Raw genomic sequence first — 21,611 nt, 5'->3', positions numbered from 1 at the left:
ATGCTGAGCCTACAACAAGCCATAGAAATACAAGAATCTATCAAATCTTATCTGCAAGCTACTTTTACATTCCGTAAAAAGAAAGTGGCAAAAGCTTTTGAAGATTTTATAGAACACCCCACAAAAGGCATGTTCAAAGGGCCGTTTGTGTCTTTAAAACTCCGGTTTGTAAAAGCCGAAGCCCACGAAATTGAAAAAATCCCGTTGACCATAAAACCAACATGGCCACCGTATGACCATCAGGTAAAAGCCTGGACAAAATTGGCGACCAAAGGAAAATTGCCCGAAGCCACCATTGTAACCACCGGAACAGGCTCGGGAAAAACCGAATCTTTTCTTTACCCTATTTTAGATTATTGTTTTCAGCATCAGCATCGTCCAGGTGTGAAAGTGATTATTCTCTACCCGATGAATGCTTTGGCTACCGACCAAGCTAAACGTTTGGCCGAAATGATAGCCGAAGATGACCGCCTGAAAGGAAAAATAAGAGCCGGACTTTTTATTGGCGAAGGCAATGGCCCAAAAGGACAGTTCCCAAAAGTGATGGGCGAAAACCACATTATTGAACACCGAGATAGTATTTTAGATTCGCCACCCGATATTCTTTTGACCAATTTTAAAATGTTGGATTATGCATTGATGAAGCATAACTTTCACAAATTATGGTCTTATAATCTGCAAGATACTTCCCTGTTTCAGTTTTTGGTTTTAGATGAATTGCACACCTATGATGGTGCACAAGGAACCGACGTTGCCAATTTAATAAGAAGACTTAAATTAAAATTAAAACTGCCGCCACACCAATTGTGTGCAGTGGGAACTTCGGCTACCATTGGTTCAGGAGCAGACGCACCGGCATTGTTGGCAGACTATGCTTCCAAAGTTTTTGGCGAAGCCATTACCACTGATGCCATCATTACCGAAAACAGAATCACGCCACAACAATTTTTTGAAGCAGAATCAGATTTGGATGATTATATTCCAGATACCGCAGTTTTAGATGATTTGGTTTATACAGAACAGTATGGTTTTGAAGCCTTCATCAAACAAAATATCGAAATCTGGAAACTTGACCAAAGCAAATTATCGCAAGGATTATTGAAGCTGAAAATTGTACGGGATTTGGTTTCGGTTATCAATAAAAATAAAGGCATACAACTGGTAGCCGATGTTATCCGGGAGCTATCTATACTCAACGAAGCCTACCGAAGCATCCCACAATGGAACCAAACACATCAATATAATCCCAAAGAACGAGTATTAGAATCGCTCTTCGCCATCATTTCTGAAGCAAAAGATATTGATAATCCGCGGTCGCCATTTATGTATTTGCAGGTGCAACTTTGGGTGCGGGAATTGAGCGGAGTACAATATACGCTGGAGAAAAATGCCGCATTTTCGTTTAGAGACCAGGTGGATGCAAAGCAAGAAATAGCTGCCTTGCCACCTTGGTATTGCCGGGAATGCAATAGCTCTGGCTGGCTGGGTGTGAAGCTGGAAAACAGTGATGCTTTCACAAAAGACATCAACGAGGTGTACGAAAAATATTTTTCGAAAAATAAAAATGTCTATTTCCTATTGCAGGAAAATGAGCTTTCTTACGACGATTTTTCGGCAACGGGCTATCAACCCGACGATAATCTTTCTATAAAAATAAATGCCACCACGCTCAAAATTCTGGATAAAGACGATGAAGGATTGGGCATACAGGCATTACGGAAACTTAAAGAAAATAAAATAGAAGACATTTGCCCATGTTGCAATACCAGCGGAACTATGGCTATTGTGGGAACCAAAATCCCTACATTAAGCTCCATTGCCATTAGCCAAACTTTGGCCACCGATTTGGATGCGGCAACCGATCAAGAGCGGAAAATTCTGGCATTTACCAATTCTGTGCAGGATGCGGCACACCAGGCTGGTTTTGTGGAAGGCAGAAATTATCGTTTTGCCTTAAGAGCTTCGGTACAAAAAGTGATTAATGAGCAAGAAGGAGCTATACGTTTAGATGAGCTGGCCAATGCTTTTATAGAATATTGGAAACAAAATGGCGACGAAACCGGGAAGGAATCGCTGAATGGTTATCTCTATCGTTTTTTTCCAAAAGATTATATCGGGAAATCTTCTCCCAAAGATTTTTTGCTCGGTACAAAATATGCTCCTCATTTTTTAAAAGAGTTTGATTGCAGGATACAATGGGAAATTTACTCAGAGTTTGGTTTCAACTCAAAAATTGGTCGTACGCTGGAAAAAACAGGTGCCTCATCGGTTTATTTTGATAAAGAAAAACTACACAAAACCTGGGGTGAGGTTGCAAATTGGATTACCCAAAACGATGTAAGCGGTACAATTGGTAGAGATGCATTTATAAAATTCACCAATCTTATTTTGCACAGAGCCCGTAATCGTGGTGCGATAGACCATTTGTATCTTTCTAAATTTAGAAATGAGCCGAAGATATGGAATTTAAATTGGGAGAAAGATGGCCGCCATTTTCTGAACCAAAAATTCGCAAAATATTCTCGTATTCCCCGGGTATTGACGAATCAGCAAGCCAGAGAAAATTTGCTGGATACCACCCGTGCCAAAACATCCAATTGGTTTCATTCCTATTTTCAAAAAAGTTTTCCGCAAGCCGCCGTTACAATAGATTTTGTAAATGAGTTTTTTGAACAATGGACGCAGGCAGTTGTGAAAGTAGGTATTTTCAATACCGTCACTGCAGGCGAACAAGAAAATTATAGTATAGCTCCAGATGCCATTTGGATTCATAAAAACATAAAACTGTACCATTGCGATGTGTGCGAAGACGCTCAATATACTTATGATGATGCAGCCGTAATTGTAGATGGAAGCTGTGTGAATTATCGTTGTACAGGACATTACCAACTGAGCACACAAGTAAAAAACAATTATTACAAAGAAGTTTACAACAGAAACCGAACGCCAAGGGTTTTTGCGAGGGAACATACCGGTTTGCTGGAAAGAAAGGTAAGAGAACGATTGGAAGTGGACTTTAAACAAAGACCCAAGTTCAACTCCGTAAATGCATTGGTGGCAACCAGCACTTTGGAAATGGGTATTGATATTGGCAACCTGAATACAGCTTACAACAACAGCATTCCGCCATTGCCATCTAATTTTTTGCAGCGAGTGGGTCGTGCCGGTCGTAGCTCAGGTGCTGCATTGATTGTGAATTTTGCAAAGAATCAAAATCACGATTTGTATTATTTTACCGACCCCATGGAAATGATGGCCGGAGAAGTAAATACGCCGGGGTGTTATCTGGAAGCAAAAGATATTTTGAGAAGGCATTTTACTGCTTATTGCTTTGATAGCTGGACTTCACAAAATCCCAATCAAGACGGGATTCCAACCTTTGTGCGTGACCTCAAAGTACAAAGCCAGGATTTGCTGGGCGAAACGTTTTTTATTAATCGCTTGTCTAAATTTATTGCTGAGAATTCTTCTTTGTTAAAGACCGATTTTCTGAAACAATATGATGAACGCATCAAAGAACAAATTTTTCCGGAAATAGAAACAGCACTGCAATCGGGTAGTTTTTATAGTGAATTGCTGAATGTTTTTATTCAAATAAAAGAAGAAATTTTCTTCCTTGAAAAGCGTAAAAAAGATATAGATAATGAGGTAACTACCTTGAGTTTAGCTAAAGGCGACCCATTGTTTGATGAATATGTAAAAGAGAAAAAAAATCTTAATGGTATAAAAAAATCTATTGTTGCCCGCAATGTTTTAGAACATTTGACCAATGAGGGTGTATTGCCTAATTATGCTTTTCCAGAAACAGGAGTGCGTTTAAATGCCCATGTTTTAAGCTCAAAAGTAGAAGAAAGTACCACGTTGAACCCCGACAAGGATTTTGAAATAGTGCGTTCTGCTTCTCAAGCGATTAAAGAACTGGCACCAGAGAATTATTTTTACACCCAGGGCTACCGTTTTGAGATTTCGGGCGTGAATACCTTTGACTGGAGCGACCAAGCCAATTTTCACCAAAAGAGATTTTGCTCAAAATGCGACCACATTGAAACTGCAGCATTAAGTAAAGCTAGCAACTGCCCCAAATGCGGCGATGCCTCTTGGTCGTCATCATCCAACGTACACCGTTTTCTGAAAATGACCAATGTGAAATCATTTAATAATGCAGCCAAAGCATCATTAAGCGATACCAATGATGAACGAGACAAACAGCAATATCAAGTGATGGATCACGTGTTGCTAGACACTAAAACCTCGGAAGGTGCTTGGATATTGAAAGATATTCCTTTCGGGATAGAATATGTGAAAAGTGCCGTCATCACATCTGTCAACTATGGAAGAAAAGATGGCAACGATGCCAGAAAAATAAGAATAAATGATACAGAAGCACTCACTAAAGGATTTGTTACCTGCAAGCACTGTGGCAAATCTGTTTCTGCGACCCACTTGATACAAGAAACAAAAGATTTCCATTATGGCTATTGCAAGCACAAAGGGGTGAGATATGATGCAGGTAATACAGCTGTTTTTGAAGAGTTGTATTTTTTTAGGGAAATGCAAACAGAGGTGCTTAAGATAGTTTTACCTATTCAAGAATTTAATAGTGAAGCCGATATTCGGATGTTTCAAGCTGGATTGGAGCTTGGTTTGAAGAAATATTTTAAAGGAAATCCGGGCCATATTCATATTCAACCCTACAGAGAATTTAATCAAAATACCGATAAATTTGACCGCTTTCTGTTGTTGTATGATACCATTCCTGGTGGAACAGGCTATTTAGAGCAATTATTTGATTACAAAGAATTTACCTTGTTGTTGCATTTGGGTTATGAAGCGATTCGGGATTGTAGCTGCCAACTGGATGCTCATGATGGTTGTTATAAATGTATTTATAGCTACGGAAATCAATATAACAGAGCCGATTTAAGCCGGAGCAGAGCAGAAAAATGGTTTGCAAAAATTTATGAAAAAACAGAAGAGTGGGTATTGAATAATAATGGCCTCACCTCAATTACAAATTCTGGAAAAATTGAAGAATCGGAGCTGGAAGAGCGATTTATTAAATTATTATCTATTTACATAGCACAGCAAAAAGGATGCAGCTTTATTGAAAAGAAGGAAAATGGAACGGTTTATTATGAGATGCAATTAAATGATGGCGACACCAAAGCATTGTACTGGATAAGACCACAAGTTGTTTTGGGACCCAAGGATGGAATTGAATTTAGCACCCGAACCGATTTTTTGATTGTGTGTGGAAGCTATAATTATCAGGGAAAAGAATACAGAGATTCCACTAAGAAAATAGCTGTTTATTTAGATGGTTTCCAGTATCATGCTTCCGAAGAACATAATGTTTTTGAGAGAGATATTAAAATCAGAAAGGCGATTGTGGAACAACAACAATACACCACTTGTACCCTTACCTGGGATGATTTGAATCTTTTTCAACAACAATTAAATGGCGATAAAAAGGCAGAAGATGAATTATCGCAATTGTTTGACACCAATTTTTCTCTTAATTATCAAAAATTGTTGCAGACCCTCACTGCCGAAGAACGTGTGAATTATGCTTTAGGAAAAAATAATGTACAGCGACTGTTACAGGGAATGACGCAACCAAGTATTATTTGGAATAAATCCTGGCATTTGTATCTGGGTTCCTGGACTAAAAAATTTATGGAACCATCCTTTAATCCAGAACAATTTTCTTTAGTTGTTACAGGTAAACTTACGCAGGATAGCTATATAAAAGAAAACAGAATTAAAGATTTTAATGCTTTAATTCCTGTTCAATACGATGCTACATTTTTGTTTTGCGAATGGAATATTTGGGTAAATATCGGGCAGCAAAAAGTCTTGTCGACCATTACTTTAAATGAGTTTCAAAACATAGATAAATCTCAATGGAAATTGTATTGGAGCTTGTTCAATGTTTTTCAGTCTTCAGATGAAACCAAATTTGATAACGAGACCGAAGATGAAATAATAGTTGATTGGGAAAATGAAGTGGTCGGCATGTATGAATCTTATCTTCATTCTATTATTAAAAAAGCGATAGAAAAAGGATTTATAACGAAAAGCAATGCCGATTATTTAGATTCATGGTTAGATGAAGAAGGCAACGTTTTGGCAGATGCAGATTTAGTATTATCTGATTTGAAAATAGCCATACAGCCCAGTACATTGGAATCTGAACAAGTATTTCGAAATGCAGGATTTAAAATTTATAGTAAAGAAGAGGTTGGTTCAATTATATTATAAACCACGACAAAAGAACAAAACAAAAAAAAGATGAAATTATTTATATATGATAAATTTTGGGATGCATTCCTTAACATTAATAAAGGAACTCAAAGTAAAATCACTGAGTTTATCAGCAAGTTTAGAACCAATTCTAAAAGTGCTGCACTGAACCTCGAATCCATTAATATCTTTAAAGACCAAACACTTCGCACCGCAAGAATCGACCAAAAGTATCGTGCAGTTTTGAAAGAAGTATCTCCCGGAGAATTGTACTTATTGGTTTGGGTAGATAATCACGATGAGGCAATGGATTGGGCAAAAAATAAAATAATTGATTGGAACGAGCAAACCCAAGCGTATCAGGTATTCAGTGTTGATGAAGTGGTGGCAACTTCTGCAGCAATTCCAAAAACATCAGAGAATTCATTGTTTATGGGGAAATATATGCAAGATGATTTGTTAGCCATCGGTGTACCAGAAGTATTGATGCCATCAGTTTTTAAAGTAGAAGATATTGCAGGATTAGAAAAACTGGAAACGTATCTTCCTACAGATGCTTTTGAAAATTTATTTTATCTCTTAGATGGGGCATCACTAGAAAGCTTGAAAACGGATATTCTTGAAGGTCAGTATAACGACAATCAATTAATGAGCAAAAACAACGCTCGTTCTTTTATTGAATATACAGATGATGAAATTTTAAATGAAGCACTACGAGGTTCTTTGCAAAAGTGGAAATATTATCTGCACCCATCACAATCGTCTTTTGTAAACGGAAATTTTAAAGGTCCATTAAAACTGTCGGGAGGAGCAGGCACGGGGAAAACCGTTGCAGCATTGCATCGTTTAAAATATTTAGCAACTCAAAGTAATACAGATCTGCCTATTTTATTTACAACCTATACCAAAGAACTAAGCGAAAATTTAGCCAGTTTAGCAAACGATTTAGACATTCCTCAACAACAATATAAAATTCTGAATATAGATGCATTGGCATTTCAACTGGCTCAGGAATTTGGATTGCGACAACCAACAGATAAAGTATTTGGAATGAATGCCGTGAAAAGTCCTGAAGAAGTTTGGGAAGAAGTAGTAGGCGAAAACCTAGCCACGTTTGATGAAGTTTTTTTAAAAGAGGAATTCGAAACAGTGGTGTTGGTTCAAAACATACAATCTGTAGAAGAATATCTAAGAGCAAGCCGTATTGGTAGAGGAAAAGCAATTTCCAGAAAGCAAAGATTAGAAATTTGGAAACTCATAGAATTGTTTTTAGAAAAGAAATTAGAACGGAATTTATATTATAAAGAAGAGATTTATAATATGGTGTCCAGCTATCTGCAAGAAAAAAAGAAAAATGTATTTTCTCATATTATAGTTGATGAGCTGCAAGACTTTTCTAATGTAGAATTAAGCTTTATCCGTTCGCTTTGTCAAGAGGGTGAAAATGATTTATTTCTGGTGGGCGACCCGCTGCAAAATATCTATCAACGAACTATCAATTTTTCAAAAGCAGGCATAAATATCCGTGGCAAAAGAAGTAAGCGACTTCGTATTAACTATCGAACAACAGAAGAGATTAAAAATCTAGCCATATCTGTAATTGCTGATGAAAAGTATGACAATTTTGACGGTGAAGAAGAATCCAAAGCAGGCTATCTATCGCTATTTCACGGCAAACGGCCTGAGTACCATCTTTATTTATCCAAAGAACAAGAGTTGGAGGCTGTCAAAGATCATATTCAAACTCTTTTGGATGCCAGCGTACATTATAATGAAATTGTAATTGCTGCACGTACTAGAGATAGTGCAAATGATTTTAGAAATTATCTTCACCAGAACAACATACCTTATGTAGATAAACATTTGTTGACAGTTAAAAACGAAGGAATAAGAATTGCCACTTTTCACGGATTAAAAGGCTTGGAATTCAAACACGTATTTTTAGTGGATATTAATGATAGAACGTTACCAAAATTACCGTTCGATTTTAATTCTTTAACAGACATTGAAAAATCACAAATCATCAAAGCGGAAAAATCACTTTTTTATGTAGCAGTTAGTAGAGCAGTTCAAGGATTATGGATGAGCGGAGTAGGTACTAAATCTGAATTTATTAGAATTTAGATTAGTTTTATAATTTCTTATTATAAGGTATTTAAGTGAATTTTTTAAAGAGCTAGCTCCAAAAATAACATTTTTAGATAATACTTACTATGAAAGCAAAAAACTCATACCAAAAGATATTATGATAGCTCTTAAATTTTTATTATGATAAATTTTAATAAGATAATTAATGATAAAAAATGGAAACAGTAATAGTTGACGTACCAAGTTAAGAAATCAAACACTTTACGCAAATTTAAAAAGTTTAATGCTAAAATTGTTTTTCAAACTTCAAAAACCAAATACTGAAACTGTTTAAGCTATGAAAGAAGTTAAAGCTGGTAAATCCTTATTCGACCATTAACTACTATCAAAAAACGATTGCTTGTATTTTAGTGTATATCCCTGCGAATTTGGATGGATATGCGCTACTAAATATCAGATATAATCAAGTTAGCACCAATTTTATGAGCGACATTGAACCAAATAAAAAAGAACTTCAATTTTTAACTTTAGCATATAATCGCTTCTACGATATATATGAGGAAATAATGGATGATACATTTTGGAATAAAAACGAATGGGAACGATTTTCTAAAATCAAACAGGCATTTTCTATATATGCAGAATTGTTAAATTATGAACCACTGAAATGGGTAATAGAGAAACTAAAGACAGCCAGACCACCGATGGAATCTGAAATAGGCAGTGAGCTGTTTAAGTTTGTTCGGAATGTACTTGCACACTTTCCATTTTACAAAAGCTGGGACGATGTTTGGGTAAATAATTCCCTCGTAAACTGGTATAAAGATGGTCAGACAATCGACAAATTTTTAAAGAAATATGAAGGACATAGTGAAGTTAAATATCGTTTTTGGGAACCCGAAAAGAAGAAGATGACATATTTAACAGTAAGTTTTCCACCGGAATATTTGAATGACTCTAAAGTTTTCTTGAAAGACGTTATTACAGAAAAAGAAGGTGTAAAATTTTCTTTTATCCTAATGCGACAAATTATGAATACACAAGTTGAAGAAATAAAACTTACTAACTAATATGGAGAAGCTTTTAAATAATATATTTCGAGAATCAAATAACCAGTTCTTAGAGCAAGAAATGGACAATATTTCAAATGATGTCATTGAACGAAATTTATGTGGAAGACTTGCAATATACTTGAATGATAAAATTAGAGAAAATAAGTTGATTGACTATTTTGTAGACACTGAATACAACAGAAAACAAAATGGACAAGTCAAAACAATCTTAGATGATGAGTTTAATATAATTAATATAAATTGTGACATTATTGTTCATAGTCGGGGAAATAATATTTCTGCTGACAATTTGATCGCAATTGAAATGAAAAAATCAAATAGACCCGAACAAGAAAAAATTACTGACAAAAAAAGACTTAGAGCATTAACTAAAGAAAGTTATGATGATATTTGGTCTAATGATGGTGTTACACTTCCTGAACACGTTTGTGGTTATATTCTAGGATATTATATTGAACTCAATATTAAGGAAAAACAATGTTTGATTGAAGTTTATAAAAAGGGAAATAAAACAAACGAGTGGACACAGGAATTCTGAAAAAAAACTGTTGCTAACATGAACTGTGTAAAAAACCAAACATTTTAAGCACTTTTTACAATAAAATTATCCAGGTACGCTGTTTTGTTTTTTACTACCCCAAATACAATCTTGAGCAGCTTGTTGCACACTGCAATTACAGCTGCTTTTTTGTTTTTTCCTTTCTCTACCAGTCGGTCAAAAAGGGTCTTACATTGAGCATTGGTTTTCTTCGCATTTAGGGCACACATGTACAGAATATGGCGCAACTGTTTTCCGCCCTGTTTGCAGATACGAGCCCGTCCACGGATGCTGCTTCCGCTCCGATATTCTGTGGGACTCAGACCTGCATAAGAGATCAATTGTTTATACGAATTCATGTCTTTAAAACCTTGGGTATAGATGATCAGCTCTGCTGCAGCTCTTCTTCCAATGCCTTTTACGCTGGTAACCAGTTTCAACATTTCTGCTTCCCAGGCAATGAGTTTCTGTTGCAGAATTATCTCTAAATTCTGCTTCTCTTCTCGAAGTTTTTTGATGATTTTCTCAAAGCTTTTTTCAATTGTTTTTGTGTCAAAAGGACACTTTTTAATGCTGTGAATCTGATTGCTGAACTTGGTAATTTCTTTCGTCAGATCATGGATCGCATTATTTAAAGAACGGCACTCAAAGTACTCTGTATCGGGCATTGCGTAAATTTCAGGTCGGCGTTCAATACCATATTCATAGATTCGTTTTGCATCTTTTTTGTCTGATTTATTACGTTCCAAATGCATCTGGATGTAGCGCTTGATCTGCAGCGCATTCACAACACTAAAAGCAATATTCTGTTCCTTCAAAAAGAAAATCAAATGTAGGTGATAAACTCCCGTAGCTTCCATCACAAAATGAGTTTCCCGGCCTGCTGATCTGATCATTTTCCGAAATCCGGTAACCGTATTTGTGACCTGTAAATGTTGAAGATTTCCTTCTTTATTTTTAAAATAAAGATCTACCGTCTCGCTGGAAACATCAATACCGCAGTAGTTGTTTTTTTCTTCCATTTTTTATACTTTTATTCTTTCTTGAGAGAACAATTCTTGACTGCAACCAACGATCCTAACACGAACTTTATGTTCAAATAAACTGTACGGTTTCGAGCAAGAAAATGAGCAGGGATAATCATGTTAGTGAAGCTTAAATGCTTAAAGGGTTTGCCTATCTTATTCTGCTCATTTGTTCTTTCTTTTTTATAGTTTTATATTTAATAAATTTAAGGAATTGCAAACATAGGAAGGGTTTTGCAATAGTGGGGCGAAACTGCAAAGTTTAACGGTTTTTCTTCGATTGAAAGAAATTCTGTACAAAATTGAAGATTTGTGTTCCGATTACCCCAACATCGTAAAGCCCCGAAACGTTAGGTAACATTTTATGAGCAAAGCTTTAAAATTACTATTGGATGAAGAAACAACTGCCATTTGGGATTTTGTAAATTCTAAATGCAAGGTTAAACTTGTATCTGACTACAATTATTCTGTCAATATTATCGAGCGAGAAATTAAAACAAATTTAGCAACGATTTGGTACAATCAATTTAACTTGCGTCCAGACTACTTTGCTCATGAACTTTTACATGTAAAAATTAACTGTGAAGGTTATATAGTTTCAAAATTGATTGATAAATTATTTTGGAATTTTCCCGTCGTTGCTCAAACTTGGGATCGTCCATTCCGTAATTTAGTTGGTAACATAGTTGACCACGAGAAAATGTTTCTAGAATATTTAGAATTGGGATTTGAAAAAGATGAATTTGTTGGTGACTTTTACGAACGAAAATGTACAGCAACTGAGATTAACATCGAAATGAATTTTTGCTCACATCCAAGTATACATTCATACAAGTACATAACCGCCAAGTTTTTCTTAATTAAAGGAACACTCGATTCTAGTATAAACTATGATGAAGAATTAAAATTATTTTCAAGATTAGCTCCAAAACTATATGAAAGTCTTGACATGTTTTGGAATTCTCTCTTATCGATAAGAAAACCGTATGAAAAAGAAATACAAGAAAAAGTTGTAACAAATTTACTAGCTAATCTAGAAGAAATTTATATGCAATTATAAAAACGTTACCTAAAAGCCTTTAACCATAATCGCGGAGTTTTCGGTAGCCGAAAGTTGCAGTTTTATGAAGAAAGTTTATCTTAGGTAGAAAGAATTCGGTTCGTTTTAATCCAAGAATGACGGTTACAGGCGAAACGTTATGCACCACCTCCGTAGGAACTGACGCTGAATTTCCAATCAATAAGATACTTCGCAACAAAAACACTGACATCCCGCATTGCCGAGCTACATATTGCAATGGAAGGGCAAAATTGAAGCGCGGGCATAACAGGCGTTTGGCGTGATTGCTGATTTAATGGTGAAATCATATTCATGTTTAGCAAGAAATTTTATGATTAACAGGAAACTATCGGTTCAGTATTTCGCGATCTCGTCAAGCACTGGGACGTTGTAAGCAATTTTTCAGAATCGAAGAAAAAAACGGTAAGAAATTGTGTTTTTGAATAATTTATTCGCATTTTTACTGAAAACTATAAACTATGAAAAAGACACTGGTCAAATGGATATTTGTGAAAATTCTTCTACCTCTATCTGAAGACTTAATTAGATATGTTGCAAAAGCATTATCTAAATATTTTCTTGACTTAACTAAAGAAAAAATGGGCAAATGGAAAATGAAAGAGGAAGAAAGTGCTACAACAGAGGCTGAGAAAGAATTTTACGGAAAAAAATGGGATGATCGAATCAACGATATTGAGAAAATGAAAAGCTCGATGGATGAAAAGATTGACCAAATTGTAAAAGAAGCAATGGAAAAGTCTGAAAAAAGGGTTGAACAAATTCAGAACACTAAATCAGAGCCGGAGATGCTTGAAGCGCCGTAATAGTAAAAATTTCCTGCAACAAATGGTAAGCGAAATTGCCAATTTGTAAAGCCGGACGTTTTATTTCACGCAGAATTATTATATTGACAGCGAAAATTCAGCTCCCATTTTGGGCGCCTTCGTTAACCCTCAATAAGTTAAGTGCTATTAAAATCTCAAAAAACGATAGTTTTAAAATATACCTAATTATCAAAACATATTACAGTGAGCCGATTAAAAACATTAATCGGCTCATACATTTTAGTGTATTTGTGCGGAACAAATTGTTTAATCACTTCATGGAATATATTTGACAATTAGAAGATTTCCCGCAATTCGTATTTGATAATCACGAAATCGTTCCGCAAATTCAACAGTTTGCACATCAAACTTTTATTAGGAAAAGGTACTTAAGATTTCCTTCCGAGCTTTGGGAGAATTAAACTATTAGATTAATTAAAACTTTTTAATAAAAAATTTAAGCTTTACTTATAAGGATTCTAACTTTAATTTTGTCCTTAAAAATATATGAAGATTGAGGTGTACAGATGAAATGTATCCATTATCACTGTAGCATTCGGGAAATGTTAAATATTTGATTTTTAGTAACTTATAAAGTTGGAGGTGTACAAAAGTAGTACAAATGTGCATTTAAATTTTATGATCAAACATTGTAAAATACTGTTTTACAAGTACTTAACATGACGAGATTCGTGCGGAAAAGTAGAAAAAAAAGATGTTGCAGCATCTTAATCGTGTACCACTTTTGTACACCTTGATCTGCTTAAACCACCATCAATAAACACTTCTTTAGATACTGTATCGGGAAATAACCTATCCCTGTAAGCTCATATAAGTACTGCTATTCTCCTTGAGTCGAGGATTTTTTCATTCAGAAATATTTTTATTATTTTTATTACAACTAATTATTAATAATTCAAACCATGAAAAATCTATTATCTCTTATCTTATTTTTTGTGTCATTAACTGTATATTCTCAGACTAGATTGACAAAGGATTATAATATATATGCCTATTATCAAGGGGACAACAGTGTTAAGGATAAAAATTACATTTGGATTAAAAATGATGAGAATTCATATTATATGAATTTTCCTACAACAGCATCTGGACTGCAAAATATTATTGACCTCTCAAAATACATCCTTATGTTATCTGAAGTTGAAAATCCTACTTCTGATCAATCGGTTCTACCTGATAATTTTTATGACAAACCTAACTTAATTGCTTTAAATGAACTAATCTCACAAAATAAAGCATTTATAAGAACGAATTTTACTATTAGTGATAAAGAGCTTTTAGTATCTTGTGTCAATGGAAAATATTTTTTATTAATAAGTGAAAAATAGGTATTTCACAAATTTTTTCTTCTAAGTAATTAAACCATAAGTAATTTCCTCTGCTCTTTAAACTTAACAAATATAATTATGTTACAGACTTAATAACATACCATGTTTGTTAAAGTTTCAATGTCTATGGTAGCTTATACTTCAAAGTCATGGTTTTTTTATCTCACTACAATTTTTATAGTAATCTGCTTTAATATTAGTACATGGCGTGCGTGTAAAATTATTTCAGAAAAAATAAAAAAATATTTGTGTATTTCAATTTTATTCATAGATTTGTGAATTAACAAATCCTAATTACTATGAAAAAAATCTTTTATGCAGCTGCGGTTGCGTGCTTACTTGTATCTTGTGAAAACAAGTCAGATATTTCATCGAATGATGAGATAAATCAAAAAAAAATTGGTTCAGAAAGTCAAAATTTTGCCAGAATCGCATCAACCGATTTATCTGAGCAGCTGGGAGCGGTTGACTTGGAATACACTGACCTTTTCTTTGATTTAGGGGTAAATGGTATAACCAAAACAAAAACGAACGGAGTTGATTCTTTTGACTTTGTAACTGAAAAAGGCTTTATTTTTAGAGGCCTTCCTTACGATTTTAAAGATTTTCATTTTACGGTCGATAATAATGAATTAATTCTCGGTGATATAAAAATCACATACAAGCAGGGAATTCCATATTTAGTGAGAGGTTCTATTATTATTAAAGTAGATGATGTTACAGACCATATTGTTGACACCGATATCAATACGATGGCCATTTTACTTGCTTTTGACGAAATAATGTCTTCAGATCCTAAATCAGACTTTGCGGATTATTCTAGTAGAATGTTGGCTACTCGTCCATGTGCATGGTGGAATACAATGACTGTAATGGGAATAGGAGCTACATCGGGTGGAGCAGAAGCAGATTTATACAATGCTACTATTCAGGCTGCGAATGATGGGACACTTCATAATTGTGTTTCTTTAGGTGGCATAACCGAGACAAATTTGGGATTTGTGAAAATAGCTAGACAATCTTTTTGCTGCCCATAATATCTAATTTTGTTAATGAATTTAAGTAAATATATAGGTATATTCAGAGCAATTGCTTTGGTATCGTTGTTATTAATGCTTGTATTGAAATTCCTAACGAGCAGCAATGTAATGACTACAATCTTCTTTTATATTGCCGTCATTAGTTGGACAATTGTTATAGGGCATTTTCTTTATTCAATGTATATAAAATCATATATAGATTGATAAATAAAATTATATTTTATTATACTTCTGCAACAGCAGAAGTATTTTTTTTATCATCATACACACGTGAAGCATATGTTTAATAAAATATTTTCAGATTTATTGATGTAAGCTAAAATAATCTTATCCCAACGTAGCATAGCAATTTTATTAAAATTCTGCTGCAATATCATCGGTAAAGCAATAGATCCATTGTTCGCCGGGTTCTGATGAGATGATCACAGGATGAGATTCTTTTTTACAGTGATGAGACATGTGCTGCATAGAAGAAGAGTCACAGCATAAAGTCACTCCGCAAGTTTGGCAGGTACGGAGATGTACCCATTGAGATCCCTGTTCTACACATTCTTTGCAAACGTGTTCTTTTGCTGTTTTTAGTTCTTTTAGGTCCAAAATATGGACGCAAATTTTGTTTTTCATGATTCTAGACTATTATAGTTTTGATAAATATTGATGAACTTGAGTTACTGCCATTGCGTCTTCTCCAACGGCAGAAGCCACTCTTTTTACGGAATTAAACCTCACATCTCCTGCCGCAAAAGAACCCGGAACACTGGTTTCCAGATGATACGGTGGCCGGTCGAGTTGCCAGCAATTCAGGAACTGATCAAGCCCATCCAGGTCATTGCCGGTGTAAAGATACCCGTTCGGATCTCTGCATATTGCAGTTTCTGACGCCCATTCTGTGTTGGGTTTCCCAGCTATGCAGATGAATAATTTGGAAGTTTCGTGCCATTGCTCGGTTCCAATCTATACATAAGTATAGGAGATCTAAAATATCCAATTTCAATAAATTATGCTTCGGGAGGAAGGCCACCTTCATCACCCCAATGATTCTCATAAATTTAACAGAATTAAGGAAAATAGAAGGTTTGTCTTTTTGTTAGATATTTGATAATATTTTTAGAGATATATATAATTTTTATTTAGATATTATTTAAATATTTATTAATTTAGCATTCTAGCATTTAAATAATATAGCCTATGAAACAACATCTTTACAATATTACAAATCCTTTTTTCTTTAATTCAACCTAAAATCAATAACAGTTAAAAACACATTTATCTAAATAAACAAATAATGAATTATTGTTTAATTAATAAAAATTATATAAATGTGAAAAAACTCTAGTTATTTTCTCAGCTATTTTACTATCAATGTAAAGTTTTGGGTGCAGTATGAATGATGGTAGTGCTCATTGTACAAGTAATACGATATTATTTACAAGTAAGATAACTTCGAATTTATATAAAGGATATATTCTCCATCTGATTGTGCAGCTGTATAACCTTCAGGAATATAGTAGCTGTCTATACAAAAGCCTTTAGCATAACCAAATCACCAATTTACCGGTGAAAATGGGAGCAGTGGGTTTAAAGCATATGTTTAATACGTTAAATTTAAAATTATGAAAAAAATTACACAACAATCGAAGCTTAAGATATTGGGATTGAAAACTAAAGCCTCGTTTTTAATATTATTTGGTGCTATTTTGTCTGTTACTCAAATACAAGCACAAACTTTCTCTTATACAGGAACTGTACAATCGGTAACCCTGACTCCAGGTTCATATCAGATAGAGATGTGGGGAGCTGATGGAGGTGATGCACTTAAGGGAACAGGCGGTAAAGGTGGATATAGTGCAGGAAATTTAGTAGTTACTACCTCTACAACTTATTATATTTATGTTGGAGGTAAAGGAGCCACGGTAACGAGTTCGACACCAGGTGGATGGAATGGAGGCGGTGGCTGCTTAGGCACATATACTACCGGTTATAATGGAGGAACAGGCGGTGGTGGAACTGATATCAGAACTACTCAAAATACGACGTATGCGGACAGAATAATTGTTGCTGGCGGCGGTGGCGGTGGTACCGGTTATAGTACTTATACCGGAAATGGAGGTAATGGAGGCGGTGCTACTGGAAGTAATGGAGGAAGTAGCCGCGGAGCAACTTATGTAGGTGGTGGTGGAAGTCAAACCGCAGGAGGTACATCAGCAACCGGGGGGATAACCTCTTATTCTTTAGCCGGAGCATTAGGAATTGGTGGAAACTATTCAAGTACAGGAACTTTGGGTGGTACTGCCGGCGGCGGCGGATATTATGGTGGTGGCAGTGGGCACTGGGGAGGAGCCGGCGGCGGTGGTTCTTCGTACGTTGGCGGTGTGACAGGTGGCGTAACCATACAGTTTGGTCAGCCAGGTTTTATTACTAATCCTGATACTTCGGGTAACGGGAGGGTTAATATTACTAATTTTTTGTCAACAGCTGAGGTAAGCAGAAAGAATGATATAAGTATTTATCCCAATCCAGCGACAGATTTCTTAAACGTAACAAAAGTTTCAGATAAAGCAACATATAAAATTTATAACGTTGCAGGGCAGATTGTAAGTGAGGGACGTATGGAGAGTGGAATAATTAATGTTTCAGCATTGACAAAAGGTACTTATGTGATTGTTATTAAAGATAAAGCAAACGATTTGTTTAAATCTAAATTTATTAAAAATTAGCAAACTATTTAAATTTAAAGAATATGTTCTCCTACTTTTGTTAATGGATTGTATGTAATCAATATTCAAGATTTCACAACTTCGATTCAGAAGAAATCCGTTAAGGAATAACAATTATTTAATAATTTTTTGAATGAATGAACTCTCAGAAATGAGAGTTTATTTTTTTTACCATTGTAAAATTTTTAAGTGAACAATATTACAATACCAAAGATATAGTGTAATATAATCATTGGTTTATAAAATCTAAAGCAATTAAAAGGGGAGGGATATAGCCTTTAAGAAAAAAGCCGTTCAATTATGCAGCGAGATGGCTATTTTTCAGAATTAGCCCGGGAACTGGGTATAAAAGTATTCTAATTTAAAATTGCCGATTGATGGTTTGCTGTAAACTTAAATTTTCGAAGTAAAATATCTAGAATCTTTTTCAAAAAAACATCACAATATCAACATAAATTAATTAAACACGCAAATTGCATCAAACTTGAATAAAGAGATGTAAATTGAAATGGGTATTTAATTTTATGTAGATTAAAATCTATTTCCTGGATTGGATATACTTTGTATTAACTCTTAAACGTTAACTATTTAAGTAAATCTTTTATTAATATTCTGCTGCAATATCATCGGTAAAGCAATAGATCCATTGTTCGCCGGGTTCTGATGAGATGATCACAGGATGAGATTCTTTTTTACAGTGATGAGACATATGCTGCATAGGAGAAGAGTCACAGCATAAAGTCACTCCGCAGGTTTGGCAGGTACGGAGATGTACCCATTGAGATCCCTGTTCTACACATTCTTCGCAAACGTGTTCTTTTGCTGTTTTTAGTTCTTTTAGGTCCAAAATATGGGCGCAAATTTTGTTTTTCATGATTCTAGACTATTATAGTTTTGATAAATATTGATGAACTTGTGTTACTGCCATTGCGCCTTCTCCAACGGCAGAAGCCACTCTTTTTACGGAATTAAACCTCACATCTCCTGCCGCAAAAGAACCCGGAACACTGGTTTCCAGATGATACGGTGGCCGGTCGAGTTCCCAGCAATTCAGGAATTGATCAAGCCCATCCAGATCATTGCCGGTATAAAGATATCCGTTCGGATCTCTGCATATTGCAGTTTCTGATGCCCATTCTGTGTTGGGTTTCCCACCTATGCAGATGAATAATTTGGAAGTCTCGTGCCATTGCTCTGTTCCTTGATTACTGTTGGCAATTTTGATCCGTTGCAGATAATCATCTCCTTCAAGTTCGGTGACCTGTGAATGATACAGTACAGCAATGTTTTTAATGCTTGTAATTCTTTGTATAAGATAATCGGAAAGAGTATCCGAAAGGTTCCCTTTTCTGATCACCATAAAAACACGTTTGGCAAAACCGGAAAAATAAACCGCTGCCTGTCCCGCAGAATTTCCGCCACCAATAATATAGAGATCTTTATCTTTGCAGAAAGAGGCTTCGCTTGCACCCGCACCGTAATACACTCCTTTGTGGAAAAACCGTGCTTCATCGGGAAGATTGAGCCTCGCGTATTCTACACCTGTGGCGCAGATATTGGTTTTAGCCACCAGTTTTTCACCTGTCGCAAAATCTACGTGAATCTTATTATCGTAAAACGTTCCTTTTATCCCTTCTTTTAAAAGGAGTATTTCGACACCGAATTTTAAAGCCTGCTGTCTTGCGCGCTCTGCCAAATTTGCACCGGAAATTCCTTCAGGAAACCCCAGATAATTTTCAATCATCGAACTCGTACCGGCTTGTCCGCCGACGGCTTCCCGTTCTATCAAAATAGTTTTGAGCCCTTCTGAAGCGGAATATACGGCAGCGCTCAAACCGGCAGGTCCGGCGCCGTAAATGGAGAGATCATACTCTTTGTATTTCGGTTTGGTAATCCATCCCAGATTACACGCGATCTGTTCCAATGTTGGGTTTACAACTATTTTTCCGTCAGGAAACTCAATGACAGGATGGTTTTCAGGATTAGAAATGGTATTTTCAGGTTTGAGATCATTATTGGTAATATCAAACCATTCAAAATCTACAACACTTCTTTTTAAAAAATCTCTGATCGCATAAATTTCAGAAGAATCCGGGCTGCCGTAAAGTTTTAACTTATTCATGGCGAATCGTTTGCTGTTTTTTGATTTCACTTATCAATTCACAGTTTGAATTGCACCGAAATATAACTTTTTCTCTTAAAACATCAAAATTATTTTGCCAAAGAGATTAAATTTTCGATTTTAAGAAGAACGTCATCAATATCAAACGGTTTAGCGATAAATTCATCTGCATTGCATGCTTTCGTTACGTTTTCAGATTTCGCGTGTGCACTGATAATCATTACCGGAATTCCAGAAGTTTTAGGGTCTTTTTTCAACTGATTGCATACGTCTGTTCCGGATCCGTCAGGAAGCATTACATCCAGGATAAAAATATCAGGATTTACAGACTGGTCTCTTTTGTTGAATGCATCTACATTGGAAAAAGAACGCACATCATAATTTTCAAATGACAGGAGCAATTGTAATGCATCTCTAATGCCTGTCTCATCTTCTACGATAAAAATTGTTTTCATACCGTTGCTTGGCAAAAACAAAGCCAATTGTTGATAAGTGCTAAAAGTTTATTAAATATAATATATCATATCATACTTTCTTCTATACTTGCTTCACTAACAATATGAAAAAAGATTTCCGCAATTTTAATAATATTTTGTGTCAATAAAATTCCGAAGCTGAGCATATATTTATAACAATATACTATTATACGTCATCTTTTGTCGCAATACTGTAATAGCTTTGCATTAGAGAATCATCATATTACATTTAATTAAAACCCTTGTGGTATCTGTTAAAAAAAGTTAAATTCGCGAAAAAATTAATAACAACCAATACAATACATAATGATGAAAAAACACATCTTCAGTGCACTGCTTGTATGCAGCGTTGCCTTTATTTCTGCACAAGAAGTGCTTTGGCAGAAAGATATTGCGTCTTCCACGCAAGATTTCCTCTCGCAGGTGACAACCACCATTGACCAGCAGTACCTCATTACCGGCAGCTCCATTCAATCAAAAAAAATCTCTTCAGAAAGCAAGCAGAATACCGGCTACGATTTCCATATTGTAAAGCTCAACCAACAGGGTGAAGAAGTCTGGGAAAAATATTTCTCAGGCCAGAACCATGATTTTCTTTCAGCAACGGTAGCGACGCAGGAAGGCGGATTTCTTTTGGCAGGAACTTCGTTTTCCGGGAAATCATTCGATAAGAAAGAAGACTCGAAAGGCGGCTCAGATGCATGGCTGATCAGGCTGAATGAATTCGGGGACGAACTGTGGCAGAAAACTTTGGGAAGCACTTCCGATGAAGAAGCCAAAGCCGTCATCCAGACCACAGATCTAGGATTTATGGTGGCTGGAAACGTTCAGAGTTCCTCAAAAGGCTACGGTTCGAAAGATGTGTGGATTACAAAACTCGATAAAAACGGGAAAGAAACCTCCCAACTGATCATAGGCGGAAAAGGGGTGGATGAGGTAGAGAAAATGATTCCCACCAGAGACGGTGGCGCTTTACTCGGCATCTATTCCAGAAGTATAGTGGGAGGTTCTAAGAAAACCGAAAACTTCGGGGAAGGCGATTACTGGATCATCAAA

15 protein-coding genes and 1 pseudogene are annotated in these 21,611 nt (G+C 35.5%); 10 read left to right on the top strand and 6 right to left on the bottom strand.

Annotation, left to right across the window (positions count from 1 at the left end; all coding sequences use genetic code 11):
* The 4 genes from N0B16_RS10325 to N0B16_RS10310 all read left to right on the top strand — a co-directional run bounded on the left by N0B16_RS10325 (nucleotide 1) and on the right by N0B16_RS10310 (nucleotide 9,942).
* Entirely contained in the window at nucleotides 1-6,261 is a 6,261-nt protein-coding gene (locus tag N0B16_RS10325) for a DEAD/DEAH box helicase (RefSeq protein ID WP_262990818.1), read from the top strand.
* Between the two features lie 30 nt (nucleotides 6,262-6,291).
* Nucleotides 6,292-8,367 carry a 3'-5' exonuclease gene (locus N0B16_RS10320; RefSeq protein ID WP_262990817.1) on the top strand — a complete coding sequence of 692 codons (2,076 nt, stop codon included), beginning with the start codon at nucleotides 6,292-6,294 and terminating at the stop codon, nucleotides 8,365-8,367.
* Between the two features lie 446 nt (nucleotides 8,368-8,813).
* On the top strand, nucleotides 8,814-9,401 hold the full coding sequence (locus N0B16_RS10315; protein WP_262990816.1) for a hypothetical protein: 588 nt from the start codon (nucleotides 8,814-8,816) through the stop codon (nucleotides 9,399-9,401).
* Between the two features lies 1 nt (nucleotide 9,402).
* Entirely contained in the window at nucleotides 9,403-9,942 is a 540-nt protein-coding gene (locus N0B16_RS10310; RefSeq protein WP_262990815.1) for a hypothetical protein, read from the top strand.
* A gap of 44 nt (nucleotides 9,943-9,986) precedes the next feature.
* Here N0B16_RS10310 and N0B16_RS10305 read toward each other — a convergent pair whose 3' ends face one another.
* On the bottom strand, nucleotides 9,987-10,964 hold the full coding sequence (locus N0B16_RS10305; RefSeq protein WP_262990814.1) for an IS110 family RNA-guided transposase: 978 nt from the start codon (nucleotides 10,962-10,964) through the stop codon (nucleotides 9,987-9,989).
* A gap of 367 nt (nucleotides 10,965-11,331) precedes the next feature.
* Here N0B16_RS10305 and N0B16_RS10300 point away from each other — a divergent pair, with 367 nt between their 5' ends.
* Nucleotides 11,332-12,027, top strand: coding sequence for a hypothetical protein (locus N0B16_RS10300; RefSeq protein WP_262990813.1), 696 nt, complete (start codon nucleotides 11,332-11,334; stop codon nucleotides 12,025-12,027).
* Nucleotides 12,028-12,164: 137 nt separating this feature from the next.
* On the opposite strand, the gene N0B16_RS10295 is transcribed toward N0B16_RS10300, so the two are convergent.
* Entirely contained in the window at nucleotides 12,165-12,293 is a 129-nt protein-coding gene (locus N0B16_RS10295; protein WP_262990811.1) for a hypothetical protein, read from the bottom strand.
* 213 nt (nucleotides 12,294-12,506) lie between these two features.
* Here N0B16_RS10295 and N0B16_RS10290 point away from each other — a divergent pair, with 213 nt between their 5' ends.
* From N0B16_RS10290 to N0B16_RS10280, 3 genes are all read left to right on the top strand, one after another.
* Complete coding sequence (locus N0B16_RS10290) at nucleotides 12,507-12,851, top strand: hypothetical protein (RefSeq protein ID WP_262990809.1); 345 nt, start codon at nucleotides 12,507-12,509, stop codon at nucleotides 12,849-12,851.
* 923 nt (nucleotides 12,852-13,774) lie between these two features.
* Nucleotides 13,775-14,200, top strand: coding sequence for a hypothetical protein (locus N0B16_RS10285; RefSeq protein WP_262990808.1), 426 nt, complete (start codon nucleotides 13,775-13,777; stop codon nucleotides 14,198-14,200).
* A gap of 299 nt (nucleotides 14,201-14,499) precedes the next feature.
* Nucleotides 14,500-15,237, top strand: coding sequence for a hypothetical protein (locus N0B16_RS10280; RefSeq protein ID WP_262990807.1), 738 nt, complete (start codon nucleotides 14,500-14,502; stop codon nucleotides 15,235-15,237).
* Nucleotides 15,238-15,594: 357 nt separating this feature from the next.
* Here N0B16_RS10280 and N0B16_RS10275 read toward each other — a convergent pair whose 3' ends face one another.
* Nucleotides 15,595-15,864, bottom strand: a complete 270-nt coding sequence (locus N0B16_RS10275; RefSeq protein ID WP_262990805.1) for a UBP-type zinc finger domain-containing protein — start codon at nucleotides 15,862-15,864, stop codon at nucleotides 15,595-15,597.
* Between the two features lie 989 nt (nucleotides 15,865-16,853).
* Between N0B16_RS10275 and N0B16_RS10270 the strand changes: the two genes are divergently transcribed.
* Entirely contained in the window at nucleotides 16,854-17,957 is a 1,104-nt protein-coding gene (locus tag N0B16_RS10270; RefSeq protein WP_262990804.1) for a glycine-rich protein, read from the top strand.
* Nucleotides 17,958-18,561: 604 nt separating this feature from the next.
* Here N0B16_RS10270 and N0B16_RS10265 read toward each other — a convergent pair.
* From N0B16_RS10265 to N0B16_RS10255, 3 genes are all read right to left on the bottom strand, one after another.
* Nucleotides 18,562-18,831, bottom strand: a complete 270-nt coding sequence (locus tag N0B16_RS10265) for a UBP-type zinc finger domain-containing protein (RefSeq protein ID WP_262990802.1) — start codon at nucleotides 18,829-18,831, stop codon at nucleotides 18,562-18,564.
* Nucleotides 18,832-18,843: 12 nt separating this feature from the next.
* On the bottom strand, nucleotides 18,844-20,079 hold the full coding sequence (locus tag N0B16_RS10260) for an NAD(P)/FAD-dependent oxidoreductase (RefSeq protein ID WP_262990801.1): 1,236 nt from the start codon (nucleotides 20,077-20,079) through the stop codon (nucleotides 18,844-18,846).
* Nucleotides 20,080-20,168: 89 nt separating this feature from the next.
* Entirely contained in the window at nucleotides 20,169-20,534 is a 366-nt protein-coding gene (locus tag N0B16_RS10255; protein WP_262990800.1) for a response regulator transcription factor, read from the bottom strand.
* Between the two features lie 330 nt (nucleotides 20,535-20,864).
* On the opposite strand from N0B16_RS10255, the pseudogene N0B16_RS10250 reads away from it, so the two are divergent.
* Nucleotides 20,865-21,611 (top strand): annotated as a pseudogene (locus tag N0B16_RS10250) (T9SS type A sorting domain-containing protein); the annotation flags it as partial.

Origin of the sequence: Chryseobacterium gilvum (assembly GCF_025628965.1) — a bacterium.
GTDB classification, from domain to species: domain Bacteria; phylum Bacteroidota; class Bacteroidia; order Flavobacteriales; family Weeksellaceae; genus Chryseobacterium; species Chryseobacterium gilvum.
The sequence above is the reverse complement of the archived record's forward strand: the minus strand, read 5'-3'. Positions and strand labels throughout refer to the sequence as shown.

Coding starts and splice junctions, on each gene's coding strand:
- N0B16_RS10325 (WP_262990818.1), top strand. CDS start 1: ATGCTGAGCCTACAACAAGCCATAGAAATACAAGAATCTATCAAATCT.
- N0B16_RS10320 (WP_262990817.1), top strand. CDS start 6,292: ATGAAATTATTTATATATGATAAATTTTGGGATGCATTCCTTAACATT.
- N0B16_RS10315 (WP_262990816.1), top strand. CDS start 8,814: ATGAGCGACATTGAACCAAATAAAAAAGAACTTCAATTTTTAACTTTA.
- N0B16_RS10310 (WP_262990815.1), top strand. CDS start 9,403: ATGGAGAAGCTTTTAAATAATATATTTCGAGAATCAAATAACCAGTTC.
- N0B16_RS10305 (WP_262990814.1), bottom strand. CDS start 10,964: ATGGAAGAAAAAAACAACTACTGCGGTATTGATGTTTCCAGCGAGACG.
- N0B16_RS10300 (WP_262990813.1), top strand. CDS start 11,332: ATGAGCAAAGCTTTAAAATTACTATTGGATGAAGAAACAACTGCCATT.
- N0B16_RS10295 (WP_262990811.1), bottom strand. CDS start 12,293: ATGCCCGCGCTTCAATTTTGCCCTTCCATTGCAATATGTAGCTCGGCA.
- N0B16_RS10290 (WP_262990809.1), top strand. CDS start 12,507: ATGAAAAAGACACTGGTCAAATGGATATTTGTGAAAATTCTTCTACCT.
- N0B16_RS10285 (WP_262990808.1), top strand. CDS start 13,775: ATGAAAAATCTATTATCTCTTATCTTATTTTTTGTGTCATTAACTGTA.
- N0B16_RS10280 (WP_262990807.1), top strand. CDS start 14,500: ATGAAAAAAATCTTTTATGCAGCTGCGGTTGCGTGCTTACTTGTATCT.
- N0B16_RS10275 (WP_262990805.1), bottom strand. CDS start 15,864: ATGAAAAACAAAATTTGCGTCCATATTTTGGACCTAAAAGAACTAAAA.
- N0B16_RS10270 (WP_262990804.1), top strand. CDS start 16,854: ATGAAAAAAATTACACAACAATCGAAGCTTAAGATATTGGGATTGAAA.
- N0B16_RS10265 (WP_262990802.1), bottom strand. CDS start 18,831: ATGAAAAACAAAATTTGCGCCCATATTTTGGACCTAAAAGAACTAAAA.
- N0B16_RS10260 (WP_262990801.1), bottom strand. CDS start 20,079: ATGAATAAGTTAAAACTTTACGGCAGCCCGGATTCTTCTGAAATTTAT.
- N0B16_RS10255 (WP_262990800.1), bottom strand. CDS start 20,534: ATGAAAACAATTTTTATCGTAGAAGATGAGACAGGCATTAGAGATGCA.